Origin of the sequence: Enterococcus sp. AZ188, from assembly GCF_050544075.1 — a bacterium.
GTDB lineage: Bacteria > Bacillota > Bacilli > Lactobacillales > Enterococcaceae > Enterococcus_D > Enterococcus_D entomosocium.
Window position 1 is genome coordinate 16277 of record NZ_CP172943.1, and the last position, 23004, is coordinate 39280.

The 23004-nt window shown below is 45.5% G+C and carries 23 protein-coding genes, 1 pseudogene and 1 other annotated feature; of the genes and pseudogenes, 19 read left to right on the plus strand and 5 right to left on the minus strand.

Going from position 1 to position 23004, the window contains the following annotated elements; all coding sequences use genetic code 11:
* Window positions 1-98 precede the first annotated feature (98 nt).
* Window positions 99-1721: an ABC-F family ATP-binding cassette domain-containing protein gene (locus IGI86_RS00075; protein ID WP_005226380.1), complete on the minus strand. Its 1623-nt coding sequence runs from the start codon at window positions 1719-1721 to the stop codon at window positions 99-101.
* Between the two features lie 208 nt (window positions 1722-1929).
* Between IGI86_RS00075 and IGI86_RS00080 the strand changes: the two genes are divergently transcribed.
* Window positions 1930-2748 carry a ZIP family metal transporter gene (locus tag IGI86_RS00080; protein WP_005232914.1) on the plus strand — a complete coding sequence of 273 codons (819 nt, stop codon included), beginning with the start codon at window positions 1930-1932 and terminating at the stop codon, window positions 2746-2748.
* Window positions 2749-2803: 55 nt separating this feature from the next.
* Here IGI86_RS00080 and IGI86_RS00085 read toward each other — a convergent pair whose 3' ends face one another.
* The gene (locus IGI86_RS00085; RefSeq protein ID WP_008376766.1) at window positions 2804-3007 is read right to left on the minus strand and encodes a hypothetical protein; all 204 of its coding nucleotides are present in this window, start codon (window positions 3005-3007) and stop codon (window positions 2804-2806) included.
* 151 nt (window positions 3008-3158) lie between these two features.
* On the opposite strand from IGI86_RS00085, the gene IGI86_RS00090 reads away from it, so the two are divergent.
* Complete coding sequence (locus IGI86_RS00090) at window positions 3159-3560, plus strand: DUF4809 family protein (protein WP_016611671.1); 402 nt, start codon at window positions 3159-3161, stop codon at window positions 3558-3560.
* Between the two features lie 106 nt (window positions 3561-3666).
* On the opposite strand, the gene IGI86_RS00095 is transcribed toward IGI86_RS00090, so the two are convergent.
* Both IGI86_RS00095 and proB read right to left on the minus strand, forming a co-directional pair.
* The gene (locus IGI86_RS00095; protein WP_430617626.1) at window positions 3667-4911 is read right to left on the minus strand and encodes a glutamate-5-semialdehyde dehydrogenase; all 1245 of its coding nucleotides are present in this window, start codon (window positions 4909-4911) and stop codon (window positions 3667-3669) included.
* Entirely contained in the window at window positions 4908-5723 is an 816-nt protein-coding gene (proB, locus tag IGI86_RS00100; RefSeq protein WP_430617627.1) for a glutamate 5-kinase, read from the minus strand. Before proB ends, IGI86_RS00095 begins: the two co-directional genes overlap by 4 nt.
* Before the next feature lie 188 nt (window positions 5724-5911).
* Here proB and IGI86_RS00105 point away from each other — a divergent pair, with 188 nt between their 5' ends.
* The 12 genes and pseudogenes from IGI86_RS00105 (at window position 5912) to IGI86_RS00160 (ending at window position 16214) form a co-directional block, all read left to right on the plus strand.
* Window positions 5912-6421 (plus strand): dUTP diphosphatase, encoded by a 510-nt coding sequence (locus IGI86_RS00105; RefSeq protein WP_005232909.1) that lies wholly within the window; start codon window positions 5912-5914, stop codon window positions 6419-6421.
* Window positions 6422-6465: 44 nt separating this feature from the next.
* A complete protein-coding gene (gene radA, locus IGI86_RS00110) occupies window positions 6466-7836 on the plus strand; it encodes a DNA repair protein RadA (RefSeq protein WP_005226394.1) in 1371 nt (456 codons plus the stop codon).
* A gap of 163 nt (window positions 7837-7999) precedes the next feature.
* The gene (locus IGI86_RS00115; RefSeq protein WP_005232908.1) at window positions 8000-9139 is read left to right on the plus strand and encodes a PIN/TRAM domain-containing protein; all 1140 of its coding nucleotides are present in this window, start codon (window positions 8000-8002) and stop codon (window positions 9137-9139) included.
* Between the two features lie 169 nt (window positions 9140-9308).
* Complete coding sequence (gltX, locus tag IGI86_RS00120; protein WP_087664729.1) at window positions 9309-10766, plus strand: glutamate--tRNA ligase; 1458 nt, start codon at window positions 9309-9311, stop codon at window positions 10764-10766.
* Window positions 10763-10961, plus strand: a binding site (T-box leader). Its footprint overlaps the gene before it by 4 nt.
* A 65-nt stretch (window positions 10962-11026) precedes the next feature.
* Window positions 11027-11563 carry a serine O-acetyltransferase EpsC gene (gene epsC / locus IGI86_RS00125; protein WP_061054472.1) on the plus strand — a complete coding sequence of 179 codons (537 nt, stop codon included), beginning with the start codon at window positions 11027-11029 and terminating at the stop codon, window positions 11561-11563.
* Entirely contained in the window at window positions 11556-12968 is a 1413-nt protein-coding gene (gene cysS / locus IGI86_RS00130) for a cysteine--tRNA ligase (protein WP_016619443.1), read from the plus strand. Before epsC ends, cysS begins: the two co-directional genes overlap by 8 nt.
* On the plus strand, window positions 12965-13387 hold the full coding sequence (locus tag IGI86_RS00135) for a Mini-ribonuclease 3 (protein ID WP_005232904.1): 423 nt from the start codon (window positions 12965-12967) through the stop codon (window positions 13385-13387). Before cysS ends, IGI86_RS00135 begins: the two co-directional genes overlap by 4 nt.
* Window positions 13353-14192, plus strand: a complete 840-nt coding sequence (gene rlmB, locus IGI86_RS00140; protein ID WP_005232903.1) for a 23S rRNA (guanosine(2251)-2'-O)-methyltransferase RlmB — start codon at window positions 13353-13355, stop codon at window positions 14190-14192. Before IGI86_RS00135 ends, rlmB begins: the two co-directional genes overlap by 35 nt.
* A complete protein-coding gene (locus IGI86_RS00145) occupies window positions 14189-14707 on the plus strand; it encodes an NYN domain-containing protein (RefSeq protein ID WP_005232902.1) in 519 nt (172 codons plus the stop codon). Before rlmB ends, IGI86_RS00145 begins: the two co-directional genes overlap by 4 nt.
* A 95-nt stretch (window positions 14708-14802) precedes the next feature.
* A pseudogene (locus tag IGI86_RS00150) lies at window positions 14803-15367 on the plus strand (sigma-70 family RNA polymerase sigma factor).
* A gap of 87 nt (window positions 15368-15454) precedes the next feature.
* Complete coding sequence (locus tag IGI86_RS00155) at window positions 15455-15700, plus strand: Veg family protein (RefSeq protein WP_005226417.1); 246 nt, start codon at window positions 15455-15457, stop codon at window positions 15698-15700.
* A gap of 61 nt (window positions 15701-15761) precedes the next feature.
* Entirely contained in the window at window positions 15762-16214 is a 453-nt protein-coding gene (locus IGI86_RS00160) for a GNAT family N-acetyltransferase (RefSeq protein ID WP_087664730.1), read from the plus strand.
* Between the two features lie 96 nt (window positions 16215-16310).
* Here IGI86_RS00160 and mscL read toward each other — a convergent pair whose 3' ends face one another.
* Entirely contained in the window at window positions 16311-16757 is a 447-nt protein-coding gene (gene mscL, locus IGI86_RS00165; RefSeq protein ID WP_005232898.1) for a large conductance mechanosensitive channel protein MscL, read from the minus strand.
* A 161-nt stretch (window positions 16758-16918) separates the two neighbouring features.
* Here mscL and yfmF point away from each other — a divergent pair, with 161 nt between their 5' ends.
* The 5 genes from yfmF to IGI86_RS00190 all read left to right on the plus strand — a co-directional run bounded on the left by yfmF (window position 16919) and on the right by IGI86_RS00190 (window position 22925).
* Window positions 16919-18187 carry an EF-P 5-aminopentanol modification-associated protein YfmF gene (gene yfmF, locus IGI86_RS00170; RefSeq protein WP_005232897.1) on the plus strand — a complete coding sequence of 423 codons (1269 nt, stop codon included), beginning with the start codon at window positions 16919-16921 and terminating at the stop codon, window positions 18185-18187.
* The gene (yfmH, locus tag IGI86_RS00175) at window positions 18180-19478 is read left to right on the plus strand and encodes an EF-P 5-aminopentanol modification-associated protein YfmH (RefSeq protein ID WP_288363042.1); all 1299 of its coding nucleotides are present in this window, start codon (window positions 18180-18182) and stop codon (window positions 19476-19478) included. The genes yfmF and yfmH overlap by 8 nt, the downstream gene beginning before the upstream one ends.
* Window positions 19479-19942: 464 nt before the next feature.
* Window positions 19943-20845, plus strand: coding sequence for a helix-turn-helix domain-containing protein (locus IGI86_RS00180; RefSeq protein WP_288363040.1), 903 nt, complete (start codon window positions 19943-19945; stop codon window positions 20843-20845).
* A 132-nt stretch (window positions 20846-20977) separates the two neighbouring features.
* Entirely contained in the window at window positions 20978-21559 is a 582-nt protein-coding gene (gene pgsA / locus IGI86_RS00185; protein ID WP_008376742.1) for a CDP-diacylglycerol--glycerol-3-phosphate 3-phosphatidyltransferase, read from the plus strand.
* A gap of 127 nt (window positions 21560-21686) precedes the next feature.
* Window positions 21687-22925, plus strand: coding sequence for a competence/damage-inducible protein A (locus IGI86_RS00190; protein WP_430599770.1), 1239 nt, complete (start codon window positions 21687-21689; stop codon window positions 22923-22925).
* The last annotated feature ends 79 nt before the right edge of the window (window positions 22926-23004 follow it).

A 23004-nucleotide genomic window follows, 5' to 3' on the forward strand; every position in this document is an offset into this window, starting at 1 on the left:
CTGCCCAACATGCCCGAAGTATTAGACAAAATAAAAAGAACGCTCCAGTTGCAGCCTTGGTGGCAGGCAACTGGAGCGTTCTTTTTTGTAGAAGCAGCTTATTGATTCATTTCTGCTACGCGTTTTTGGACATCTTTGTTTTCTAAGAATTCATCGTAGGTCGTTTCGGCACGATCCACCACGCCTTTGCTAGAGACCGCAATGATACGGTTCGCAAGGGTTTGAATAAATTGGTGGTCATGAGAAGCAAACAACAATGAGCCGGTGAAGGCCATCAAACCATCGTTTAATGCGGTGATCGATTCTAAGTCCAAGTGATTGGTTGGATCATCCAACACCAATACGTTGGCTTTTGAAAGCATCATTTTCGACAACATACAGCGAACTTTTTCGCCCCCGGAAAGAACGTTGACGGGTTTTAATACTTCATCACCAGAGAATAACATGCGACCTAGGAAGCTGCGCAAGAAGGTATTGTCGTCTTCTTCTTTGCTTGCGTATTGACGCAGCCAATCAACGATCGGGGTATCCGTATCGAATTCGCTGGTCGTATCTTTTGGCAAGTAGGCATGCTGCGTGGTGACGCCCCAACGAACACTACCTGTATCAGGAGTGATTTCCCCCATGATGACTTTGAATAGCGTCGTGGTGGTGATATCGCTATTGGCAACAAAAGCGACTTTGTCGTCTTTATTCAAGGTGAAAGAGATATTGTCTAAAATCTTTTTGCCGTCGATCGTCACACTGACATTGTCGACTTGCAGCAAGTCATTCCCGATTTCACGTTCTGGTTTAAAACCAACAAACGGATAACGGCGGGACGAAGGTTGAATATCATCAAGGGTGATTTTATCCAACATTTTTTTCCGAGACGTTGCTTGTTTGGATTTTGATGCATTGGCACTAAAGCGTGCGATAAAGTCTTGCAGTTCTTTGATCTGCTCTTCTTTTTTTGCATTTGATTGGGATTGTAATTTCGCCGCTAATTGGCTTGATTCCAACCAGAAATCATAGTTGCCGACAAACAATTTGATTTTGCCGAAGTCTAGATCGGCCATATGGGTACAAACTTTATTTAAGAAGTGGCGGTCATGGGAAACAACGATGACAGTGTTGTCAAAGTTGATTAGAAATTCTTCTAACCAGTTGATAGATTGGATATCCAATCCGTTGGTAGGCTCATCTAGGAGCAAGACGTCTGGCTTACCGAAAAGGGCTTGTGCGAGTAAGACTTTTACCCGTTGACCAGCAGTTAGATCTTTCATCAAGACATGATGCAATTCATCGGGAATGTTCAGGCCTTGCAAAAGAACGGCTGCTTCTGGCTCTGCTTCCCAACCATCAAGTTCCGCAAATTCGCCTTCTAGTTCGGCGGCACGAATCCCATCTTCATCAGAAAAGTCTTCCTTCATGTAGATCGCGTCTTTTTCTTTCATCACTTCGTAGAGACGTTTATGGCCCATGATGACCGTTTCGATCACTGGAAACTCTTCGTAATCATAGTGGTTCTGTTTCAAGACAGCCATCCGTTCATCAGGACCTAAAGAAACGTTCCCGGTCGAAGGTTGGATCTCACCAGATAAAATTTTTAAAAAAGTTGATTTACCAGCACCATTTGCACCAATCAAACCATAACAATTACCAGGCGTAAACTTAATATTAACATCATCAAACAGTTTGCGGTCTGAAAAATGCAAACTTACATCACTTACTGTAATCAATTCTTTTCCTCACTTTATATAAATTGACATGGAGTCTCCTAGCATTATAGCGATGAATGTTGAAACTTTCAAGTAAAGCCGAGGATTTCATCGGGAAAGGCTTAGGGCTGGTGAAAGAAAAATTTTGGCTGCTGCTGCCTTCCTAGTAGAACCTGACGGCTTCCTATGCTAGAGTATTGGTAGAATAGTTAGACAAAGGAGCAGACGAATGGTGGATTGGTTGGTTGGATTGTCGCCATGGCAGCAAGCGCTGGCGGGGACAATCTTTACGTATGGTATGACGGCGCTTGGGGCAGCGCTAGTCTTTTTCTTCAAAGAAATCAATAAAAATGTCCTGAATACAATGCTGGGGTTTGCCTCTGGAGTGATGATCGCCGCTAGTTTCTGGTCGTTATTAGATCCTGCGATCGCACGAGCCGAAGAAAATGGCGATATTCCGTGGCTGGTGGTCAGTATCGGGTTTGGTTTGGGCGGTTTGTTTCTTTATGCAGCAGATAAGACGCTCCCGCATATGCATTTTGGTCCGAATCATGAAACAGAAGGATTGCCCAGTCATTTGAAGCGAACGATCTTGCTGGTTTTTTCCATCACACTACATAATATCCCAGAAGGCTTGGCGGTAGGGGTAGCGTTTGGGGCGGCGGCTAGTGCTGATGATCCACGAGCTGCGATCTTAGCAGCACTTTCGGTAGCAATCGGGATCGGGATCCAGAATTTTCCAGAAGGCGCAGCCGTTTCGATCCCCTTGCGCCAAGAAGGGTTAAGCCGAACCAAAGCCTTTATGTATGGGCAAGCATCTGGGATCGTTGAACCGATCGCGGGTGTGATCGGGGCTTTGTTGGTAACGAGTATGTCCGCTGTCTTGCCGTATGCGTTGGCTTTTGCAGCGGGTGCTATGATCTATGTAGTGGTGGAAGAATTGATTCCAGAAGCGCAGCAAACCTTGACGAGTCGCCGCCATTTTGCGGTCTTTGGCGTCATGCTAGGCTTTATCTTAATGATGGTTTTAGATGTAGCATTAGGCTGATCGATAAAAAAACACCTGACTGTTGGAAAGTCAGGTGTTTTTGGTTTACGTGTAATTAACGATAATATTTTCTTGGCTTTTGGCGAATCGATGTTAACCAGCGAACGATCAAAACGGCCAGCAGTAAAGGAATCCCGAAACGGAAGATCAATCCGATCAACCCACCAACAATGCCTAATACGACAGATAAAACAAGAGATGCTGCGATTAAAACTGCCACGACAGTAACGATTCTTCCTAATAAACTTTCTGTATTCATAGCGACTCCTCCTAGACTTTTTTTCTTATCCTTAGCATAGCAAGAAGGAAGAAGAAAAACATCCAACTTAAGGCGGAATAATTGCTCCGCCGTGGGTCATAGGTTTTGTGATAAACTAAACATGAAGCATTCATGAAAGGAGACGAAACGAATGAACGTAGAAATCCTCACGAGCCAAGTCATCACAGAAGGAGGGTGCAATGCTTGTTTGCCTTATGAACTCAATACCTTCATGCTGCAGCTGCCAGATGGTCGTTGTTTTTCGCTAGAAAACTTGGATGTTGCTTCCTTGGTGATGCCCATCGCTCAAATCAATCAGTGGCAAACTCGCTTATTATTGGAAGAAGACGAAGGGCTGATCTATCGCAAAGGAACACAAGAAGTGATTTTTGTAGAAGGCAGCCGCCAGGATACGTTTTCCAGCAAAGGACAGACGATTGCTTGTCCGAAAAAGAGTTGTGAAGCAGACGTTTTTGCCACAACCAATCGGGTGCTGACAGAATTGTTTGGCATCGACCCGCTTTCCTTCGTTTTGCGGGCTGCACAAGCATAAGAAGACGCAAAAACAACCCCTTGCACGGGTGTACCGACCTCCAAAAGTTCGCTTTTGATCGAACTTTTTTGGGGACACTACAGCAGGGGGCTGTTTTTGCATATCGTTACTTACGGATCTGTCCTTCGCCATAAATAATGTATTTGGTGGAAGTCAGTGCTTCTAACCCCATTGGCCCACGGGCATGTAGTTTTTGCGTCGAGATGCCGATCTCGGCACCAAAGCCAAACATAAAGCCATCCGTGAAACGGGTCGAGGCATTGACGTAAACCGCCGCCGCATCAACTTCTTTCAAGAAGCGTTGGGAAGCGAAATAATCATCAGTGATGATCGCTTCGGAGTGCTTCGTATTGTAGCGATTGATGTGGGCAATGGCTTCTTCTAGCGAAGCCACCACTTTGATCGCTAAGATATAGTCTAAAAACTCGGTTGCCCAGTCTTCTTCAGTGGCAAGCTGTGCATTGTTTAAAAACGCCAACGCTTTTTCATCTCCTCGCAATTCGACTTGATTGGCAAATTGCTGTTCTACCATTGGCAAAAATTCCGCTGCCACTGCTTCATGGACGAGGATCGTTTCGATGGCATTGCAGACAGAAGGGCGTTGCGTTTTTGCATTCGTGACGATCGCCAGTGCCATCGGCAGCTGGGCGGCTTTATCGATGTAGATATGATTGTTGCCAGTGCCGGTTTCGATCACTGGTACTGTGGCGGTCTCTTTGACGCGACGAATCAAGCCGGCGCCCCCACGGGGGATCAAAACATCCAAGTAATCCGTCAGACGCATTAGTTCAGCCGCTGTTTCGTGGCTCGTGTCTTCGATAAACTGGATCGCATGGCGGGAGTGTCCATTGGCAGCTAATGCCTCTTGTAAAATAGTCACGAGGACTTGATTGGAGTGGAAGGCTTCTTTTCCACCACGCAAAATCACGGCATTTCCTGATTTGAAACACAGACTAGCGGCGTCAGTGGTGACATTAGGACGAGCTTCGTAGATGATGCCGATGACCCCTAAGGGCACCCGCTGTTGACCAATCAAAAGATCGTCAGCATTGCGCCACATTTTATCCACGGCACCGATTGGATCGGGCAATTGGGCGACTTCTCGGATGCCGTTAGCCATCTCTGTGATCCGTTGTTCTGTCAGCAACAGTCGATCCAGCATCGTTTGGCTGGTTCCTTTGGCTTTTGCGGCAGCTAGGTCTTGTTGATTAGCAGCTAAAATCGTCTCAGTAGCTTTTTCTAAAGCATCGGCCATCGCTACCAGTAGGTGATTTTTTTCACTGGCACTCAGTAAGCTTAATGTCTGGGCGCTTGCTTGAGCTTGTTGACCGATCGTTTGCAAGTTGCTCATTGCTCATCCTCCGTTCGTTGATAAAAGTGGGTGCCGACAGGTTCCCCTGCGAGCAAGTCAAAAATAATTTTCGGCTGCTTGCCGTTAGCCAGCAGCATGTGACTGTTCACGTCTAAGATGCGTTGGGCGGCTTTTAGTTTACTGGTCATACCGCCGGTTCCATAAGGACTGCCTTTTCCCGTAGCTTGTTCTAAAAGTTCCGGGGTGATTTCATTGATCTCGGAATACAAAACGGCATCAGGATCATTCAGCGGATTGGCGGAATAAAAGCCATCGATATCAGAAAGCATGATCAAAAGCTCGGCTTTCGTCAACTGAGCGACGATCGCTGACAACTGGTCATTGTCGCCAAATTTGGTGAGATGGTCCAATTCATCTACTGCCACCGTGTCGTTTTCATTAATGATCGGGATGATCCCCATCGTAAGTAGTTGCTCTAAGGTGTTGCTAACGTTTTGACGGCTTTGGGGAAATTCGATGATGTCTCTGGTCATCAGAATTTGTGCAGTCTGCTGGCTATAGCTTTGAAAACGCTGGTTGTAGATCGTCATCAGTTCCGATTGGCCAACGGCTGCCACGGCTTGCTGCTGTGGGATCTCCACGGGTCGTTCTTTCAAATTTAACTTGTTCATGCCAACACCGATCGCCCCGGAAGAAACTAAGATGATTTCTTTGCCTTGGTTTTGCAAAGCTGCTAAGACAAAGGCTAATTCATCGATGCCAGCTAGATTGATGGCACCATTGGGATAAATCAACGAGCTGGTGCCGATTTTTACAACGATTCGGTTTTTGTTTGAAAGATCTGCGCGCATATGCCACCGCCTATTTTTTGATATTTTTTCTATTGTACTCGCAAACGGGCGTTTCGTCATGCTCTTTTTTCTTTTTGAGCTATTTTAAACGAAGAAATTGTAAAGACTTTTCGATAATTGTGTTTTCCATGAAGAAAATAGTTCTTCCTATGCTAAAATAGCTATATGTTTTATTATTGGAGGAACCCATGAAATTACGAGGATTTGAAATTATTACATCATATAAAGAAAAAAGCATCACCTTGCCTCAACGTGCCACCCATCATGCGGCTGGTTATGACTTTGAAGCCGCGGAAGAAATCGTGGTGCCAAGCATTTGGAAAGCGGGCGTGATCGATGGGGTCAAAGCGCTTTTTGCGAAAGAGACCGCAAAACAGTTGAAGCCAACCTTGATTCCCACTGGGATCAAAGCCTATATGGGGGAAGACGAGTATTTGCAGCTGACAAATCGTTCCAGCAATCCTTTGAAACGTTTCTTAGTCTTGACGAATGGTGTCGGCGTCATCGACAGCGATTACTATGACAATCCAGATAATGAAGGGCATATTATGTTCCAGTTTACTAATTTCGGCCCCACAGATGTCGTCATTAAAAAAGGCGAGCGGATCGGCCAAGGAATTTTCTTGCCGTTCTTAAAAGCTGATCAAGATACAACCACTGCCAGCCGAACCGGCGGCTTTGGCTCCTCGAATCAGTAAATCCTGCCTGGGGGTCTGTTTGATAGAAGTAGTGGAGGAGATCAATGGCAAAAAAAGCAAAAAGTCAATTTGTCTGTCAAAATTGCGGGTATAGTTCCCCTAAATATTTAGGAAAATGCCCCAATTGCGGCAGCTGGAATTCAATGGTAGAAGAAGTGATCCAAGAAACCGCTGATCGTCGTGTACGTACGACATTGACGGGGCAAAAGATGCAGCCGACGAAAATTGCCGATGTCGTACCGAAAAAAGAACCGCGGGTCCAAACGAAACTCGCTGAGTTGAATCGCGTCTTAGGCGGCGGCGTGGTCCCAGGTTCCTTAATTTTGATCGGTGGGGATCCCGGGATCGGAAAATCGACGCTGCTCTTGCAAGTTTCCCAGCAATTAGCAGCGATCGGCGGAACGGTCTTGTATGTGTCAGGAGAAGAAAGTGCCGAGCAGATTAAAATGCGGGCGCAGCGCTTAGGCGCCATCGACACGGAATTTTATCTCTATGGGGAAACGGACATGTCAGAGATCAGTAAAGCGATCGAAAACATCCGCCCAGATTATGTGATCATCGATTCGATCCAAACCATGACCCAACCGGATATCACCAGTGTGGCAGGCAGTGTCAGCCAAGTGCGAGAAACGACCGCAGAATTGCTGAAAATCGCTAAAACCAATGGCATCGCCATCTTTATCGTTGGCCACGTGACGAAGGAAGGCTCGATCGCAGGACCGCGGATGCTGGAGCACATGGTGGATACCGTCTTGTATTTCGAAGGCGAAAAGCACCACAGCTTTCGGATTTTGCGGGCCGTCAAAAACCGCTTTGGGTCCACCAATGAGATCGGGATTTTTGAAATGGAAGAAGGCGGGTTGAAAGAAGTCGCCAATCCGTCACAAGTCTTTTTGGAAGAACGCTTAGAAGGCGCAACTGGATCGGCGATCGTAGTGGCAATGGAAGGCAGTCGGCCAATCTTGGTGGAGATCCAAGCACTGGTCACGCCAACGATGTTCGGCAATGCCAAACGCACGACGACGGGGCTAGACTTCAACCGGGTCTCGCTGATCATGGCGGTTTTAGAAAAACGGGCAGGTTTGCTGCTGCAAAATCAAGATGCCTACTTAAAAGCAGCCGGCGGGGTCAAATTAAATGAACCCGCGATCGATCTAGCGATCGCTGTTAGTATCGCCTCCAGCTATAAAGAAAAAGGCACCAGCCCGACGGAGTGTTTTATCGGTGAAATTGGCTTGACGGGTGAGATTCGCCGAGTCAATGCGATCGAACAACGGGTCAAAGAGGTGCAGAAACTGGGCTTTACAAAAGTTTATTTGCCTAAAAACAATCTGACTGGTTGGCAGCCGCCAAAAGGCATCGAAGTCGAAGGCGTGTCTACCTTAGCCGAAACCTTACGGAAAGTCTTCCGTTAAAGTGGAGTCACTGCAAGAGCAAGGGGCAATCTCCCTTCCTCTTGCCCTGACGCTGCTGGTTCATTCATTGAACCAACCGACAGCCGCTGACTGGTGGAAGGAGTCAGTTTGGCAGCACGGATTTTTGAACAAAAGAAACCTACTGGAGTATGGAGGAACATGTATGCAGAAACGAGTCATTACCGCACTAATGGTACTTGCCGGAGCAAGTCTAGGGATCTCACTGATGCCCATCGCATGGCAAGCCATTGGGCAAACCCAAAATGAATGGCTGAATAATAACATCACTAATAGTTTGCTTGGAGCCCTTATTTTCTTTTTATTATCTTTACTATTAGCGAAATATATTGCAGCCGGTATTCGCAAAATTGAAGAAAAACTAAGTGAATTGAGCTTAACCTATCTCTTGTTTGGCGCAATTGGTTCGATCATCGGTCTGATGATTGGTGTGATCGTGTCGATTCCTTTTTACAATTGGGATATTCCTTTTATCAACGGGATCGCCCCAATTTTAGTGATGGTCCTGTTAGGGTATCTCGGTTTTCAGATCGGGACGACACGGATCGATGAATGGAAAAAAGTCTTTGCCCCGAAAAACAAAAAGGCAGAGCCTCAAGAGCAAGATGAACAGCAGATGCTAGAAAGAAAAATTGCGGACCATTTCCACAAATACAAAATTTTGGATACCAGCGTGATCATTGATGGCCGGATCTATGATATTGCCAAAACCGGCTTTTTGGAAGGCGTCCTGCTGATCCCGAATTTCGTTTTGTATGAATTGCAATACATCGCAGATTCTGGCGATAGTTTGAAACGGGTCCGGGGCCGTCGCGGCTTGGATATTTTGAATGCTTTGCAAAAAGAAGAAGGCATCGCAGTTGAGATGTACGAAGGCGATTTTGAAGACATTTCCGAAGTCGACAGCAAGCTGATCAAGTTAGCGAAATTGCTGGATGGTGTCGTTGTGACTAATGACTACAATTTAAACAAAGTTTCTGAATTTCAAAATGTGCCGGTCTTGAATATCAATGCGTTGGCCAATGCGGTCAAACCAGTGGTGATTCCAGGAGAAAGCATGCACGTCTTAGTAGTGAAAGCTGGCACGGAGCGGCAGCAAGGGGTCGCTTATCTAGATGACGGGACGATGGTCGTGGTGGAAGATGGCCAGCATTACATGAACGAACACATCGAAGTGATCGTCACCAGCGCCTTGCAAACGGCAGCTGGGCGGATGATTTTTGCCAAACCAGCCCATTCTGGTCGCGGTATCGACAACAAAGAAGGATCAAAATCAGAGAAATAATCCTCGGCAGCTGGCGTAAAATATGCCAGCTGCCTTTACTAATTGGGTTATTGATTGTACAATTCAACTTGAGGGTTCTGTTTTTTACGCGGGTCTTTCCCACTAAACTGAACAATAAGCCCCAAGCAGCTTGGCTGGCTTGGAAATCAGATGAAGGAAGAGGAAAACAATGACAAAAGTACGTGTACGTTACGCGCCAAGTCCAACAGGACATTTACACATCGGGAATGCTCGGACGGCTTTATTCAATTATTTGTTTGCTCGTCACAATGACGGTGAATTTATTATCCGAATCGAAGACACCGATCAAAAAAGAAACATTGAAGATGGTGAAAAAAGCCAGCTTGAAAACTTGCAATGGTTAGGGATGGATTGGGACGAATCACCTGAAAATCCAGGGGAATATGGGCCGTATCGTCAATCAGAACGCGGCGATATCTACCAACCACTGATCGATCAATTGCTCGCAAGCAATCGTGCGTATAAGTGTTATTGTACGGAAGAAGAGTTGGAAGCCGAACGCGAAGGCCAAAGAACGCGTGGCGAAATGCCTCATTATGCAGGGAAATGTGCCAACTTAACACCGGAAGAGCAAGCCGAAAAAGAAGCACAAGGCTTGAAACCAGTGATTCGTTTCCGTGTCTCTCGCAATACTGAATACAAATTCCATGACATGGTCAAAGGCGAGATCGTTTTTGAATCAGATAATGTCGGTGGCGATTTTGTCATCCAAAAACGTGATGGCATGCCGACCTACAACTTTGCAGTAGCAGTGGATGACCATCATATGAAAATCACCCATGTGTTGCGTGGAGATGACCACATCGCCAACACACCAAAACAGTTGATGATCTATGAAGCATTTGGCTGGCAAGCACCGGAATTCGGGCATATGACGTTGATCATCAATAGCGAAACTGGGAAAAAATTAAGCAAACGGGACGAATCGATTCTGCAATTCATCGAGCAATACCGTGAATTGGGTTATTTGCCAGATGCTATGTTCAACTTTATTGCACTTTTAGGCTGGTCACCAGTTGGGGAGGAAGAAATTTTCTCTCAAGAAGAATTGATCAAAATCTTTGATCCTGAACGGTTGAGCAAATCACCAGCTGCCTTCGATGCCAAGAAATTGGAATGGGTCAATAACCAATACATGAAACAAATGGATTTGGATGAATTGACGGCAATGTGCGTTCCTTACTTGGTAAAAGCTGGCCGCATCGAAGAAACATTGACCGAAGAAAAAGCTGCTTGGTTGAAAAAAATCGTTTCCTTGTATCAACCACAAATGAGTTTTGCGGCTCAAATCGTCGATCTTTCGGAATTGTTCTTCGAAGAATACCCTGAATTAGATGATGCAGCCAAAGAAGTCTTGGCAGGGGAAACCGTACCGACGGTTTTAACAGCCTTTAAAGAAAAATTGCTGGCGATGCCAGTTGTTGAAGCTGCAGCAGTCAAAGCAGCTATCAAGGAGATCCAAAAAGAAACAGGCATCAAAGGCAAGAATTTATTCATGCCGATCCGAGTGGCAGTCTCAGGCCAAACCCATGGACCAGAACTACCGGATACCGTTGAATTATTAGGGAAAGAAAAAGCCCTTGATCATTTGAATAACGTGTTATAAACACAGCGAATAGACGAAGTACTAGCCGATTTTTTTCAGAGAGGCCACGGAAGGTGAGAGTGGTCAAAAAAGGCTAGGAAATGCACCTAGGAGTGGCTTTGGCGCAAGTCAAAGACGAAGCAGCGGACGTTACCCGCTTGAAGGCAGTGCCGAACTGCGAACAAAAGTGGGACCACGCAAAAAAGCGTCTTTTGAATAAGGAAACTTATTTGAAAGACGCTTTTTTCGTATCAAGAAGTTTGGATAAAGCAGGTGAGAAGATGACTTGGTTCAAAAAAGCAATTGCGGCAACAAAAAAACACGATCCGTCGGTGCGATCAACGTTGGAGATCATCATCACGTATCCGGGATTCCATGCCTTATTTTGGCATCGTTGGGCGCACTTTTTGTTTCAGCATCGCTGGTATTTTTTGGCAAAACTGACGGCCCAGTTTTGGCGTTTCTTGACCGGGATCGAGATTCATCCTGGTGCCCAGATCGGTCAAGGGGTCTTTATCGATCATGGGATGGGGGTCGTGATTGGGGAAACGGCGATCATTGAAGATGATGTCGTCTTGTTTCACGGAGTCACCCTGGGGGGAACCGGCAAAGAGCGGGGCAAGCGTCATCCCACGGTTAAAACCGGTGCGTTTCTCTCAGCCCATGCGCAGATCTTAGGTCCTGTCACGATCGGTGAGCGTGCAAAGATCGGCGCCAATGCAGTGGTTTTGAAGGATATCCCCGCAGAAGCAACTGCTGTCGGCATCCCGGCAAAGATCGTTCGAATCAAAGGAAAGAAGGTTACCCACGATGATTAAAATCTATAATACGCTGACACGAGAAAAAGAAGTGTTTCAGCCATTGGAAGAAAAGAAAGTAAAAATGTATGTTTGCGGACCCACCGTCTATAACTATATCCATATCGGGAATGGCCGCAGTACTGTTTCATTTGATACCGTACGTCGTTATTTCGAATACCGCGGCTATACAGTGGACTATTTGATGAATTTTACCGATGTCGATGATAAAATCATTCGTGCAGCAAAAGAATTAGGTACGACGGCCCCAGAAGTGGCAGAGCGTTTTATCAACGCCTTCAATGAAGATACTGCAGCGCTGAATGTCAAACCTGCTACGATGAATCCTCGTGTGATGGATCATATTGAAGACATCATTGCCTTTATTGCTGCTCTTGTAGAAAAAGGCTATGCCTATCCAGTCAATGGCGATGTTTATTACCGTACCCGTAAATTTGCTCACTATGGGCAATTAAGCGACCAATCCATCGACGAGCTGGAAGTCGGCGCAAGCCAGCGAACCGGTGAAGAACAAAAAATCAAGGAAGATCCGTTGGATTTTGCTTTGTGGAAAGCGGCAAAAGGCGATGAGATCGCTTGGGAATCTCCTTGGGGAGCCGGCCGTCCCGGCTGGCATATCGAATGCTCGGTGATGGCGACCAAACACCTAGGCGAGACCATCGATATTCATGGAGGCGGACAAGACTTGACCTTCCCTCATCATGAAAATGAGATCGCCCAAAGCGAGGCAAAAACCGGCAAGACCTTTGCCAACTATTGGATGCATAATGGCTATGTGACGATCGGTGAAGACGAAGAAAAAATGAGTAAGTCGCTGGGCAACTTCGTCACGGTGCATGAGATGGTCAAAAAAGTTGATCCACAGGTGCTGCGTTTCTTTTTGGCAACGACTCAGTACCGCCGACCAATCAAATACAGCGAGACTACCTTGCATGAAGCACAAACCAATCTGCAAAAATTGCGTACGACCTATGAAAATGCCAAATTCCGCTTGAATAGCAGTCACTATCAAGCCAGCGATGAGGAAGTCAATGCACCGGTTCTGGAAGAATTTGAAGAACGTTTCATCAAAGAAATGGACGATGATTTCAACGCGGCTAATGGGATCACAGTGGTCTATGAATTGGCGAAGTGGCTGAACTTAGCTAGCGAAGACCCAGAAACAGACTTGGCTTTATTAACCGCTGGATTAGCCAAGTTCAGCGAATGGCTGACGATTTTCGGGATTTATTTTGTATCAGAAGAATTGCTAGATGAAGAAATCGAACAGCTGATCAATGAACGAATCGCCGCCCGCAAAGCCAAAGATTTTGCCCGCAGCGACCAAATCCGTGATGAGTTGAAAGAACAAGGGATCATCTTAGAAGATACCCCGCAAGGAACCCGATGGAGACGAGAAATATGAGAGATTATAAACAATTGAATGGTTTGGCATTGGCCTATGTGGGGGATGCGGTCTATGAAGTCTATATTCGCGATTATTTAGTCGCCCAAGGCCAAACCCGACCAAACCAACTGCACCATATGGCGACCCACTATGTATCTGCCAAGGCCCAAGCAGCGTTGATCCAAAAGATGTTGGATGAAGAGATCTTGACCGAAGAAGAACATGATTTTTATCGCCGCGGCCGTAATAGTAAAAGTCATACGGGTGCCAAAAATGCCGATGTCACGACGTATCGCATCGCTACTGGCTTTGAATCGCTGATCGGGTATTTGCACCTCACGCAGCAAAAAGAACGCTTAGACGAGCTGGTAGACTGGTGTATAAAGAAAGTAGGAGAAGAAGATGCGAGAAAAACCGCAAAGAAAGCGTCCAAATAAAAAAACAGCTGGCCAATCAGAAGCTAGAAAAGAAAATAGACCGGATCGCCGCAAAGAAGCCGAGGGAGAAGCCATCGAAGATAATTTTGTCTTTGGCTATCATGCGGTTGCTGAAGCCTTGAAAGAAGGGCGAGGCAACAAGCTGTTTCTTTCTGAAGAGGCAAGGGGAGAAAAGATCGATCGTCTGAAAGAAATGGCACGGGAACAGGCAGTTCCTGTCAAATGGGTGCCAAAACAAAAGCTGGATACGATGAGTGACCAAGGGGTCCATCAAGGCATGATCTTGGCGATCACCCCTTACCAGTATTTGACCTTGGATGAATTGTTGGCCCAAACGAAAGAACAGCCGCTGTATCTGATTTTAGATAATCTAGAAGATCCCCATAATTTCGGCTCCATCATGCGAACCGCTGATGCCAGCGGCGTAGACGGGATCATCATTCCGAAACACCGTGCGGTGGGGATCACGCCGATCGTGGTGAAAACATCGACCGGCGCAGTGGAACATATCCCTGTGGCTCGAGTGACCAACTTGACCCAAGCAGTCCAGCAGCTGAAAAAAGCTGGTTTTTGGATCTTCGGTACTGATATGAGCGGCAGTGATTACCGTACATGGAATGCCCAAGGGGCGGTCGGTTTGATCATCGGTAACGAAGGTCGCGGCATGGGGGAAGGTTTGAAAAAAGAAGTGGATCAAATGCTGACGATCCCAATGACCGGGCACGTGCAGAGCTTGAACGCCAGTGTGGCGGCAGGCTTGTTGATGTATCAGGCCTTTACTAGCCGAAATGGGGCATCCCAATGAAAACCCCTTTGCTGATCGTGGATGGCTACAATATGATTGGCGCTTGGCCGGAGCTGGTTCTTTTGAAAAATCAGGACCGTTTAGAAGATGCGAGAGAAGCTTTGCTGAACCGGCTATCGAATTATGCAAAATATGAAGGCTTGAGAATCATCGTTGTTTTTGATGCCCAACTGGTGCCTGGTGTGACACAAAGTTACACCAAATATCAGCTGGAAGTTATTTTTACCGAAGAAGGAGAGACCGCCGACAGCTACATTGAACGAATCGCTGGTGAGTTAAACAATCGATTGACGCAAGTCACCGTCGCTACCAGCGATTTAGCCGAACAGTGGGTGATCTTCTCTCAAGGTGCCTTACGAACTTCGGCACGGGAATTGTACAAAAGCGTGGAAAAAACGGAAAAAGACATCCACGAGCATCAAACCGATTTGCGGTTTGAAAATTTCCGGCGCAATTCCCCTTGGTCACCGGAACAATTAGCTGAACTTGAAAAGAAATTGCGCGACCTTAGTTAGGGACAAAGTTGGTCTGGTAAATTAGAAGATGTCCCAGCCATTTATGATACGCTCCTTTTGTAGCAAATGAAGCAAAAACAAAAGGAGTGATATCGATGCGCAGGGAAGAAGGACAAGTATCACACCCTTCTGATAGATTTGAAGAGTTGTTCAGAAAATATCGACCGATCGTTGAGATTTTGCATAAAAAATATTATCTGCGGGATTATGACTTAGATGATTGGCTGCAAGAAGGCCGGATCGTTTTTAATAAGTGTCTAAAGACTTACGATCAGGACAAAGGAACGACGCTGGGTATCTTGTTTAAGCGATCCTTTGAAAACCGTATCTGCAGCTTGTTGCGGGCGCAGCATGCCCAAAAACGCAAAGCCCAAGTCGATGCCTGCTCGCTGGAAGAAAAGCTTTCACAGGAAGGCAATCGGTTTTTGACCGATCATAATCGCTGTGCGGAAACTGCAGAGACCTATTTGTTTGTTAATGAATCGTTGGTAGAGTATCCGAAAAGTTTATCGTCTTTAGAAAGAATGGTTATAATGAATTATTTAAAAGGATTAGAACTTGATCAGATTGCGGCTCAAGAAAAGCTGTCTTACGAAAAAAATAAAAAGCGCTTTCAGTCGCGGTAGGACAAAATTGATAGCGCTTATCAAAGACGTTTAACAAAAATCTTATTGAAAGTAGAATTATTTTATGGTAAACTTGAAATTTTCTGCATTTCGTGGTATAATGATGCTCGAGGTGAATGCGATGCCAACAACTTTAGCTACAATCAAGAAAGATTTAGAAGGCCGTATCGGTAGTGAGATTATGCTAGTTGCTCAGACTGGACGTAAGCGTCAAACTGAACGTCGCGGCGTTTTGACAGAAACTTATCCTTCAGTTTTTGTTGTAGATTTGGATCCAAACGAGAATTCATTCGAGCGGGTTTCTTATAGTTATTCAGATATTTTAACCAGAACTGTTGAGATTGAATTTTTATCGGAAGCTGTTTGAAACAAGAAGAGTTGACACTTTGTTGACTCTTTTTTGGTTCAACAAGATAAGGAGTGATGGGATGGCGTTTTTTCTAAAAGAGTTAGGGGAAATGACTGGGGTGGAGTTTTATCAACTTGCCCGTTTGCGCACAGCAGTTTTTGTGGTGGAACAAGCGTGTGCGTATCAGGAGATCGATGCGATCGATGCACAGGCCAAACATTTATGGGCCCTTGATGAGGACGGGCAGGTCGTTTCGTATGCCCGTATTTTCCAGCAGGAACAAACGGTGCATTTTGGTCGGATCATTGTGGCACCGACATACCGGGGGCAAAAAGAAGGCCATCGTCTGATCAAAGAAGTTTTGCATCGCATTGAGCAGTGTTATCCGGCTTTGCCTATTGAGATCGAAGCACAAGCCCACTTAGAAAAATTCTACGGCCAGTATGGCTTTAAAACCATTACACCGCCTTTTTATGAAGACGGGATCCTGCATGTCGGGATGAAAAAAGAAGCAAGCACAGCGACTCTCTAGAGAGGTTCGCCGTGCTTGCTTCTTTTAGTGCTATGATTGATGGATCGGATGAATCCGAATTGCTTCTTTTGTCCTTAATGACAAAGAGCCGGTTTCTTATCTGATCGTATCGTCCAATGATGTTGGACGTGGATCAACGGTGTTGGCAGTAGGCGTTTGCGCTTTTAAAAGATCACGAATCTCTTCTAAATAATCCTCTGCAGTGATTTCTGGTACTTCGTCTTCCTCAGGTTGTTGTTTCAGATTGCGTAATTTGTTCACTGCTTTGACAATCAAGAACAAGACAAATGCGGTAATCAAGAACGTAATAATGGCAGTGATGACGCGGCCAAAATCAAAGACTACATTTTTGGCGGGTTCAAAGACCAAGCCAGAAAAGGCATCGGCGTTACCGAAGAGTGATAAGATCCATGAAACCAATGGTGTCAGCAATCCTTCAACTAAACTAGTGACGATTGCGGTGAAGGCACTCCCGATTACGACCCCGATCGCCAAGTCAATGACGTTTCCTCGTAAAATAAATTCTTTAAATTCTTTAATCATCCTGTATCCTCCCTTCTAAATCTTACTGACAGTATAGCGAAAAATGCAAGATTTATAAAAAAAAACGCTCGCTGCAGCAGGTTTGATCAATGAGCCAAGGAGAAAGTTTGTCAGCTATGCTATAATTGAAGAGATAATTTTGCTTCTAGAAGGGGTGTCACATGTCTATTGAATTAAAAAAAGGTGTTCGGTTAACGGTGCTGCCGACCAAAAAGTATAAAACGATCCGTTTTTTCGTTCGGTTCACTGCACCATTGCAGGCCGAAATGACCGCCAAACGGACTTTATTGACTAGTTTATTAGAAACGACTAGTTTGGCTTATCCGACGCAGACCGCATTTAGCAGTCAACTGGCGGAGCTTTACGGTGCCAGCTTCGGAATGAATGTCAACAAACGGGGCAATCTGCATCAAATCAATGCAGCGATGTCCTTTGTCAACGGGAAGTATGTGTCAGATGAAGCAGTCTTGCCGCAAGCAGCCGCTTTTTTAGCAGAAGTTTTGTTCCATCCGAATGCCCACGAGGAGCAATTTGAGGAAAAGAACTTTACCATCGAAAAGCACAACTTGATCGCCTATATGAACAGTGTGGCAGAAGATAAGCAAGCATTGGCTTCTTTAGGGCTGCAAGAGTTGTATTTCGAAAACGATCAGAATCAGAAGTATCCGAGCTTTGGCCGTCCCCAAGACTTAGAAGCTGTGACCGCAAAAGAGCTTTACCAAACCTATCGCTCAATGATGGACAATGACCAAATCGATCTTTTTGTGATCGGCGATGTGGTTGAAGCAGAAGTCGCGGAGATTTTCCAGAACATGGCCTTTACCGATCGGCCAGACCAAGCAATACCGGTCTTTTATCAGCAAGCGGCGGAAAATATCATTCGCGAGAAAATCTTGCGGGAACCAATCATTCAAGCCAAATTGAACTTAGGCTATCATACTGGCGTGTATTATGACCAAGCCGAGCGGATCGCCTTTATGGTCTTCAACGGGTTGTTTGGCGGATTCCCTCATTCAAAACTGTTTATGAATGTCCGAGAGAAAGAAAGTTTGGCTTATTATGCTTCCAGCAGTATCGATACGTTTCGCGGGTACTTGTCGGTCCAAACAGGAATCGACGGCAAAAACCGCGACAAGGTCTTCAAATTGATCGAACAACAGCTGCAAAGCTTGCAGCGTGGCGAAGTCACAGCGGAAGAACTGGCACAAACAAAAGCGATGTTGAAAAACCAGTACTTGCTTTCGTTGGATAACCCACAAGCACTGATCGAAACAGCCTATCTGAATCAGTGGGTACCGAATACGAAAATGACGGAAGATGAATTTATGCAGAAATTGGCTCAAGTGACCGTAGCAGATGTCCAAGCATTGGCCAAAAACGTGTCCTTGCAAGCTGTATTCTTCCTGGATAAGGAGACGACCCATGAATAAAAAAGTCTATCAGCAAATCAATGAGACCCTTTATGAAGAAGTATTGCCAAACGGCTTGAAAGTTTATTTGCTGCCAAAAGCCGATTTCCATAAAACTTACGGACTTTTCAGTACGAACTATGGCTCTGTCGACAATCATTTCGGGTTTTCACCCGAAGCATTGCATCAAGTTCCAGATGGCATTGCCCATTTTCTAGAGCACAAACTGTTTGAAAAAGAAGACGGCGATGTCTTTCAAACCTTTGGTCAGCAGGGGGCTTCTGCCAATGCCTTTACCAGTTTCACGAAAACCAGCTATCTTTTTTCGGCAACCGATCAAATCAAGCTGAACCTTGAAACGTTGATCGATTTCGTTCAAGCCCCGTATTTCACAGAAGAAACCGTCGAAAAAGAAAAAGGGATCATTGGCCAAGAAATCCAAATGTATGATGACGATCCGAACTGGCAGCAGTTTTTCGGCATCATCAAAAATTTGTATCCGAAGCACCCCCTGCATATCGATATCGCTGGTACGGTGGAAAGCATTGCGCAGATCACCGCAGAAGACTTGTATCTTTGCTACAATACCTTCTATCACCCAAGCAACATGACACTTTTTGTGGTAGGCAACATCGATCCGGAAGAAACGATGGCGTGGATTCGGACCAATCAAGCGGCCAAGACCTTTCCAGAAACGCAAGCGATCATTCGCCAGTTTCCTGAAGAAACCTTTGCCGATATTCAAGCAGAATCAAGCCTTACCATGCCAGTGACACGTGCTAAAGGCGTGTTAGGGATCAAAGGGGACTTGAACAAACTGCCGGAATCAGGAAGAGAGCTCTTACGCTTCAAAAATGCGTTGAACCTTTTCTGCCAATTGGTTTTAGGCAATACTTCCGCCAATTATTTGCGTCTGTATGATCAAGGCATCATCGATGACACGTTTGGATTTGAAGTGAACTTGGATCGCGGCTTTTACTTTGCCGATTTCTCGGGGGATTCTGAAGAGCCAAAAGAAATGTTGGCAGAGATCGAAGCGATCTTAATGAATTTCCAGCACGACCCAGAGATTAATGAAGAAAACTTGACGTTATTGAAGAAGAAAATGCTAGGGAAATATTTCCAATCACTGAACTCATTGGAGTTTATTGCAAACCAGTTTACCCAAAGCTTATTCGGTGAAACGACGCTCTTTGATCTACCGGAGGTGATCCAATCGATCACTTTGGAAGATGTTCAGCAAGCGGCTCGTTCCTTTATCGATCCTAAAGCGTTTAGCCGTTTTTACATGTATCCAACGGAAAAAGTCTAAGCGAAGGCTGGTTTTGTCAAACAGCTGTCATTTAAGCGACACTGAATGATTCAAGGAGGAAGGCCCAACAGCTCAAGGGCTGCCCACCTCCTAGATCATTCAGTGTTTTCTTTTTGCGTCAAAGGGTGGTTTTTTCTTGCATTTTGATGCCAATTTGGCGAAAAGTATTAAAATTTGTTTGCGAGTTGTGGTTAGGCTATCCTCAGACTTTTTCTTTTATGGTATTCTTTAATTATTGAAGCAAAATCTTTTTTTGTTTTTTTGCAAAAAATCACGGAAAAAATGTTATATTTAGTAGACGGCGCGCCCAGATGGAAATCGGCGTGACGGAGTTTTTTTTATTGACTGATACAGGGAACCCCTGTTTTAAAATGATAGAGCAGCTTTGCTGACCTTACGACAAGCAGCGAAGCGATTTTAGGGCTTTTTTTAAAGATGAATAAAAGACTGGAGTAGATGATCGAGTGGCCAACGAAACAACGATTGGAGCAAAATTACGGCAAGCCCGTTTAGATAAAAACATTTCATTGATTGAATTACAACAAATGACAAAGATCCAAAAACGCTATTTAGAAGCAATTGAAGCGGAGCGTTTTGATCAATTGCCAGGCACTTTTTATGTCCGCGCGTTTATTCGCCAATATGCAGCAGCGGTTGGAGAAGACGGCGACAAATTGGTGGCCGTTTTTGATGGCAAAGATACGTTAGACGCCCCCTTACCAAAAAGACCGCAGCCTGAAACCGTCAGCGGCTCACGAAAAGCACAGCACGTAGAAGAAAAAAGCGGCTCATTTGTCGTCCGCTATTTGCCGATGATTTTATTAGGTCTGGTTGCCATTACGATCGTGAGTATCGTGGGCTACATGGCTTGGCAAGACCGTAATACAACACCGATGATCCAAGGGAGTTCTTCTCTCGTGGTAGAAAATTCGGCGTCTACAGCTTCCACCACGACAAGTACGGAAGAAACCAGTACTTCGAGTGAAGCGACGGAGTCATCAAGTACGACGGAATCCAGCGAAGCGAAAATGACGATGACGGCTAGCGATTCCACGCAATCCTCGATCACGATCACGATGAAAGATGCGGAAAACCCTATTGAATTGGCATTTACTGGGCTAGATGCTTCTTGTTGGGTCGGTGTACAAGTTGACAACGCTTATGTGTACCAATACACTCTACAAGCGGGGGAAACGCAATCGATGACGCTGCCAGAAGGCGCCACGAATGCGACCTTGACCCTGGGCGCAAGCCAAAATATCTCCATCACTGCCAATGGTCAGGAAGTGGACTTTTCTGACCCGCAATTTGAATTGTTACAAAAGACAGTCCGCCTCGTGATTGAATACCAAGACGATGCGGCATAAATCTGACAAATGCGCCTTATTGAGGTATCATTAGCTAAAAAGTTATCTGTTGCATCCGACCATTGAAAAGCAGAAGTAGTGGCATGATTTGCCGTTATTTCGTACAATAGTCGGCAGAGAGGAGTCTATTTCGTGAATTTACCCAATCAATTAACTGTATTACGGATCATTATGATCCCCATCTTTATTTTGGTCTTGGTTTTGCCAATCGATCTTGGTACGCTGACCGTTGGTACGACACAATTAGAAAACACGCACCTTATTGCAGCGATCCTTTTTGCGGCAGCCAGCATTACAGACTGGCTAGATGGCAAGATCGCTCGTTCCAGAGGCCTTGTTACCAACTTCGGGAAGTTTGCTGACCCGTTAGCAGATAAAATGCTCGTCATGACGGCTTTTATCATGCTGGTTGAATTAGACAAAGCCCCAGGCTGGGTAGTTTCGATCATCGTTTGCCGCGAGTTGGCAGTGACAGGGTTACGCTTGTTGTTAGTGGAACAAAGCGGGGAAGTCATGGCTGCTGCGTGGCCAGGGAAAATCAAAACCGCGACACAAATGGTTGCGATCATTTTCTTGTTCTTGAACAACATTCCCTTTTCAATGATCGGTTTACCTGTCGATCAAATCATGTTGTATCTATGTTTGATCTTCACGATCTATTCCGGGGTCGATTATTTCATAAAAAATACGAATGTTTTTAAAGATTCTATGTAAAATTTCTAGATCTAGATAAAGAAGCGATAAAAACAAGGATACAAGTCACGAAAGTTCAGAAGTTTTCTGGACTTTTTTTGTCAATATGAAAGACTTTTACGTATCTGATAAATGAAGGAGTAAACGAATGAAAGCAGAAATTATTGCAGTCGGGACCGAATTACTTTTAGGACAGGTGGTGAATACGAACGCGACCTTCTTGTCAGAAGAACTGGCAAGTCTTGGGATCGATGTTTTTTATCATAGTGTTGTCGGGGACAACCCCAATCGCTTAGAAGAATTGCTGACGATCGCCGACAAACGCAGCGACTTGATCGTGCTGTGCGGCGGCTTAGGGCCCACCGACGATGACTTGACGAAACAAGTCACTGCGCGCCATGTGGGACAGGAATTAGTGCGAGATGAACCAGGTTATCACCAATTGAAAGCCTTCTTTGAAAACAGTCAACGGAGGATGACGGAAAACAATTTGCGGCAGACCTTAGTCTTCAAAGACGGTGTGTCTTTGCCAAATCCCAATGGACTAGCGATCGGGATTTTTTATCAGACAGCCGCTACCAGTTATTTGCTGCTGCCAGGACCGCCAAGTGAACTGCAGGCGATGTTTCTTACCCACGCAAAACCACTTCTGTTAGAGCAGTTTCCCCAAGAAGAAGTCTTGCTTTCTCGCGTTTTGCGCTATTACGGGATCGGGGAATCGGCGTTGGTCACAGAATTGGCCGATTTGATCGAGAACCAAGTCAATCCCACCATCGCCCCTTATGCCAAACCCAATGAGGTCACATTGCGTCTGACGGTCAAAACCGCAGATGAGGCGCAAGGAATCAAACAATTGGATGCATTAGAAGAAACCGTCCAAGCACGGGTCGGTGCGTATTTCTATGGATATGGGGAACAAAATTCGCTGGCAGAAACAGTCGTCGATCTACTAATCGAGAAAAAGAAAACCGTCACCGCAGCGGAAAGTTTGACCGCTGGTTTGTTTCAAGCGACCTTAGGAGGGATTCCTGGCGTCTCTGAGGTGTTTCCCGGTGGGTTCGTGACATATTCTGCTGGAACAAAAAGCAAGCTCTTAGGCATCGATTCAGCGCTTTTAGAAAGCTATGGGACTGTTAGTCAGGAGTGTGCGGAAGCAATGGCCGTCTATGCCCGCAAACAAGCAGAGACCGATTATGCGGTGGCCTTCACCGGTGTTGCTGGTCCAGACGAACTAGAAGGTCAGCCCAAAGGCACTGTTTGGATCGCCTTAGCTTCTGACAAAGGCGTCTCAAGCCAGCTGTATCACTTCAACCGCGACCGCTCCTATATTCGGCATAGTGCTGTCATGGCAGGCTTAAATCAAATACGTAAGGAATTATTAAATTAATGCGAATGTTTGTTCGTTTTTTCTTGCAATTTCCCTTCAGAAGGACTATTATTATCTTATGAACGACACACGAAAGTGA

Coding starts and splice junctions, on each gene's coding strand:
- IGI86_RS00080 (WP_005232914.1), top strand. CDS start 1,930: ATGGTGGATTGGTTGGTTGGATTGTCGCCATGGCAGCAAGCGCTGGCG.
- IGI86_RS00085 (WP_008376766.1), bottom strand. CDS start 3,007: ATGAATACAGAAAGTTTATTAGGAAGAATCGTTACTGTCGTGGCAGTT.
- IGI86_RS00090 (WP_016611671.1), top strand. CDS start 3,159: ATGAACGTAGAAATCCTCACGAGCCAAGTCATCACAGAAGGAGGGTGC.
- IGI86_RS00095 (WP_430617626.1), bottom strand. CDS start 4,911: ATGAGCAACTTGCAAACGATCGGTCAACAAGCTCAAGCAAGCGCCCAG.
- proB (WP_430617627.1), bottom strand. CDS start 5,723: ATGCGCGCAGATCTTTCAAACAAAAACCGAATCGTTGTAAAAATCGGC.
- IGI86_RS00105 (WP_005232909.1), top strand. CDS start 5,912: ATGAAATTACGAGGATTTGAAATTATTACATCATATAAAGAAAAAAGC.
- radA (WP_005226394.1), top strand. CDS start 6,466: ATGGCAAAAAAAGCAAAAAGTCAATTTGTCTGTCAAAATTGCGGGTAT.
- IGI86_RS00115 (WP_005232908.1), top strand. CDS start 8,000: ATGCAGAAACGAGTCATTACCGCACTAATGGTACTTGCCGGAGCAAGT.
- gltX (WP_087664729.1), top strand. CDS start 9,309: ATGACAAAAGTACGTGTACGTTACGCGCCAAGTCCAACAGGACATTTA.
- epsC (WP_061054472.1), top strand. CDS start 11,027: ATGACTTGGTTCAAAAAAGCAATTGCGGCAACAAAAAAACACGATCCG.
- cysS (WP_016619443.1), top strand. CDS start 11,556: ATGATTAAAATCTATAATACGCTGACACGAGAAAAAGAAGTGTTTCAG.
- IGI86_RS00135 (WP_005232904.1), top strand. CDS start 12,965: ATGAGAGATTATAAACAATTGAATGGTTTGGCATTGGCCTATGTGGGG.
- rlmB (WP_005232903.1), top strand. CDS start 13,353: ATGCGAGAAAAACCGCAAAGAAAGCGTCCAAATAAAAAAACAGCTGGC.
- IGI86_RS00145 (WP_005232902.1), top strand. CDS start 14,189: ATGAAAACCCCTTTGCTGATCGTGGATGGCTACAATATGATTGGCGCT.
- IGI86_RS00155 (WP_005226417.1), top strand. CDS start 15,455: ATGCCAACAACTTTAGCTACAATCAAGAAAGATTTAGAAGGCCGTATC.
- IGI86_RS00160 (WP_087664730.1), top strand. CDS start 15,762: ATGGCGTTTTTTCTAAAAGAGTTAGGGGAAATGACTGGGGTGGAGTTT.
- mscL (WP_005232898.1), bottom strand. CDS start 16,757: ATGATTAAAGAATTTAAAGAATTTATTTTACGAGGAAACGTCATTGAC.
- yfmF (WP_005232897.1), top strand. CDS start 16,919: ATGTCTATTGAATTAAAAAAAGGTGTTCGGTTAACGGTGCTGCCGACC.
- yfmH (WP_288363042.1), top strand. CDS start 18,180: ATGAATAAAAAAGTCTATCAGCAAATCAATGAGACCCTTTATGAAGAA.
- IGI86_RS00190 (WP_430599770.1), top strand. CDS start 21,687: ATGAAAGCAGAAATTATTGCAGTCGGGACCGAATTACTTTTAGGACAG.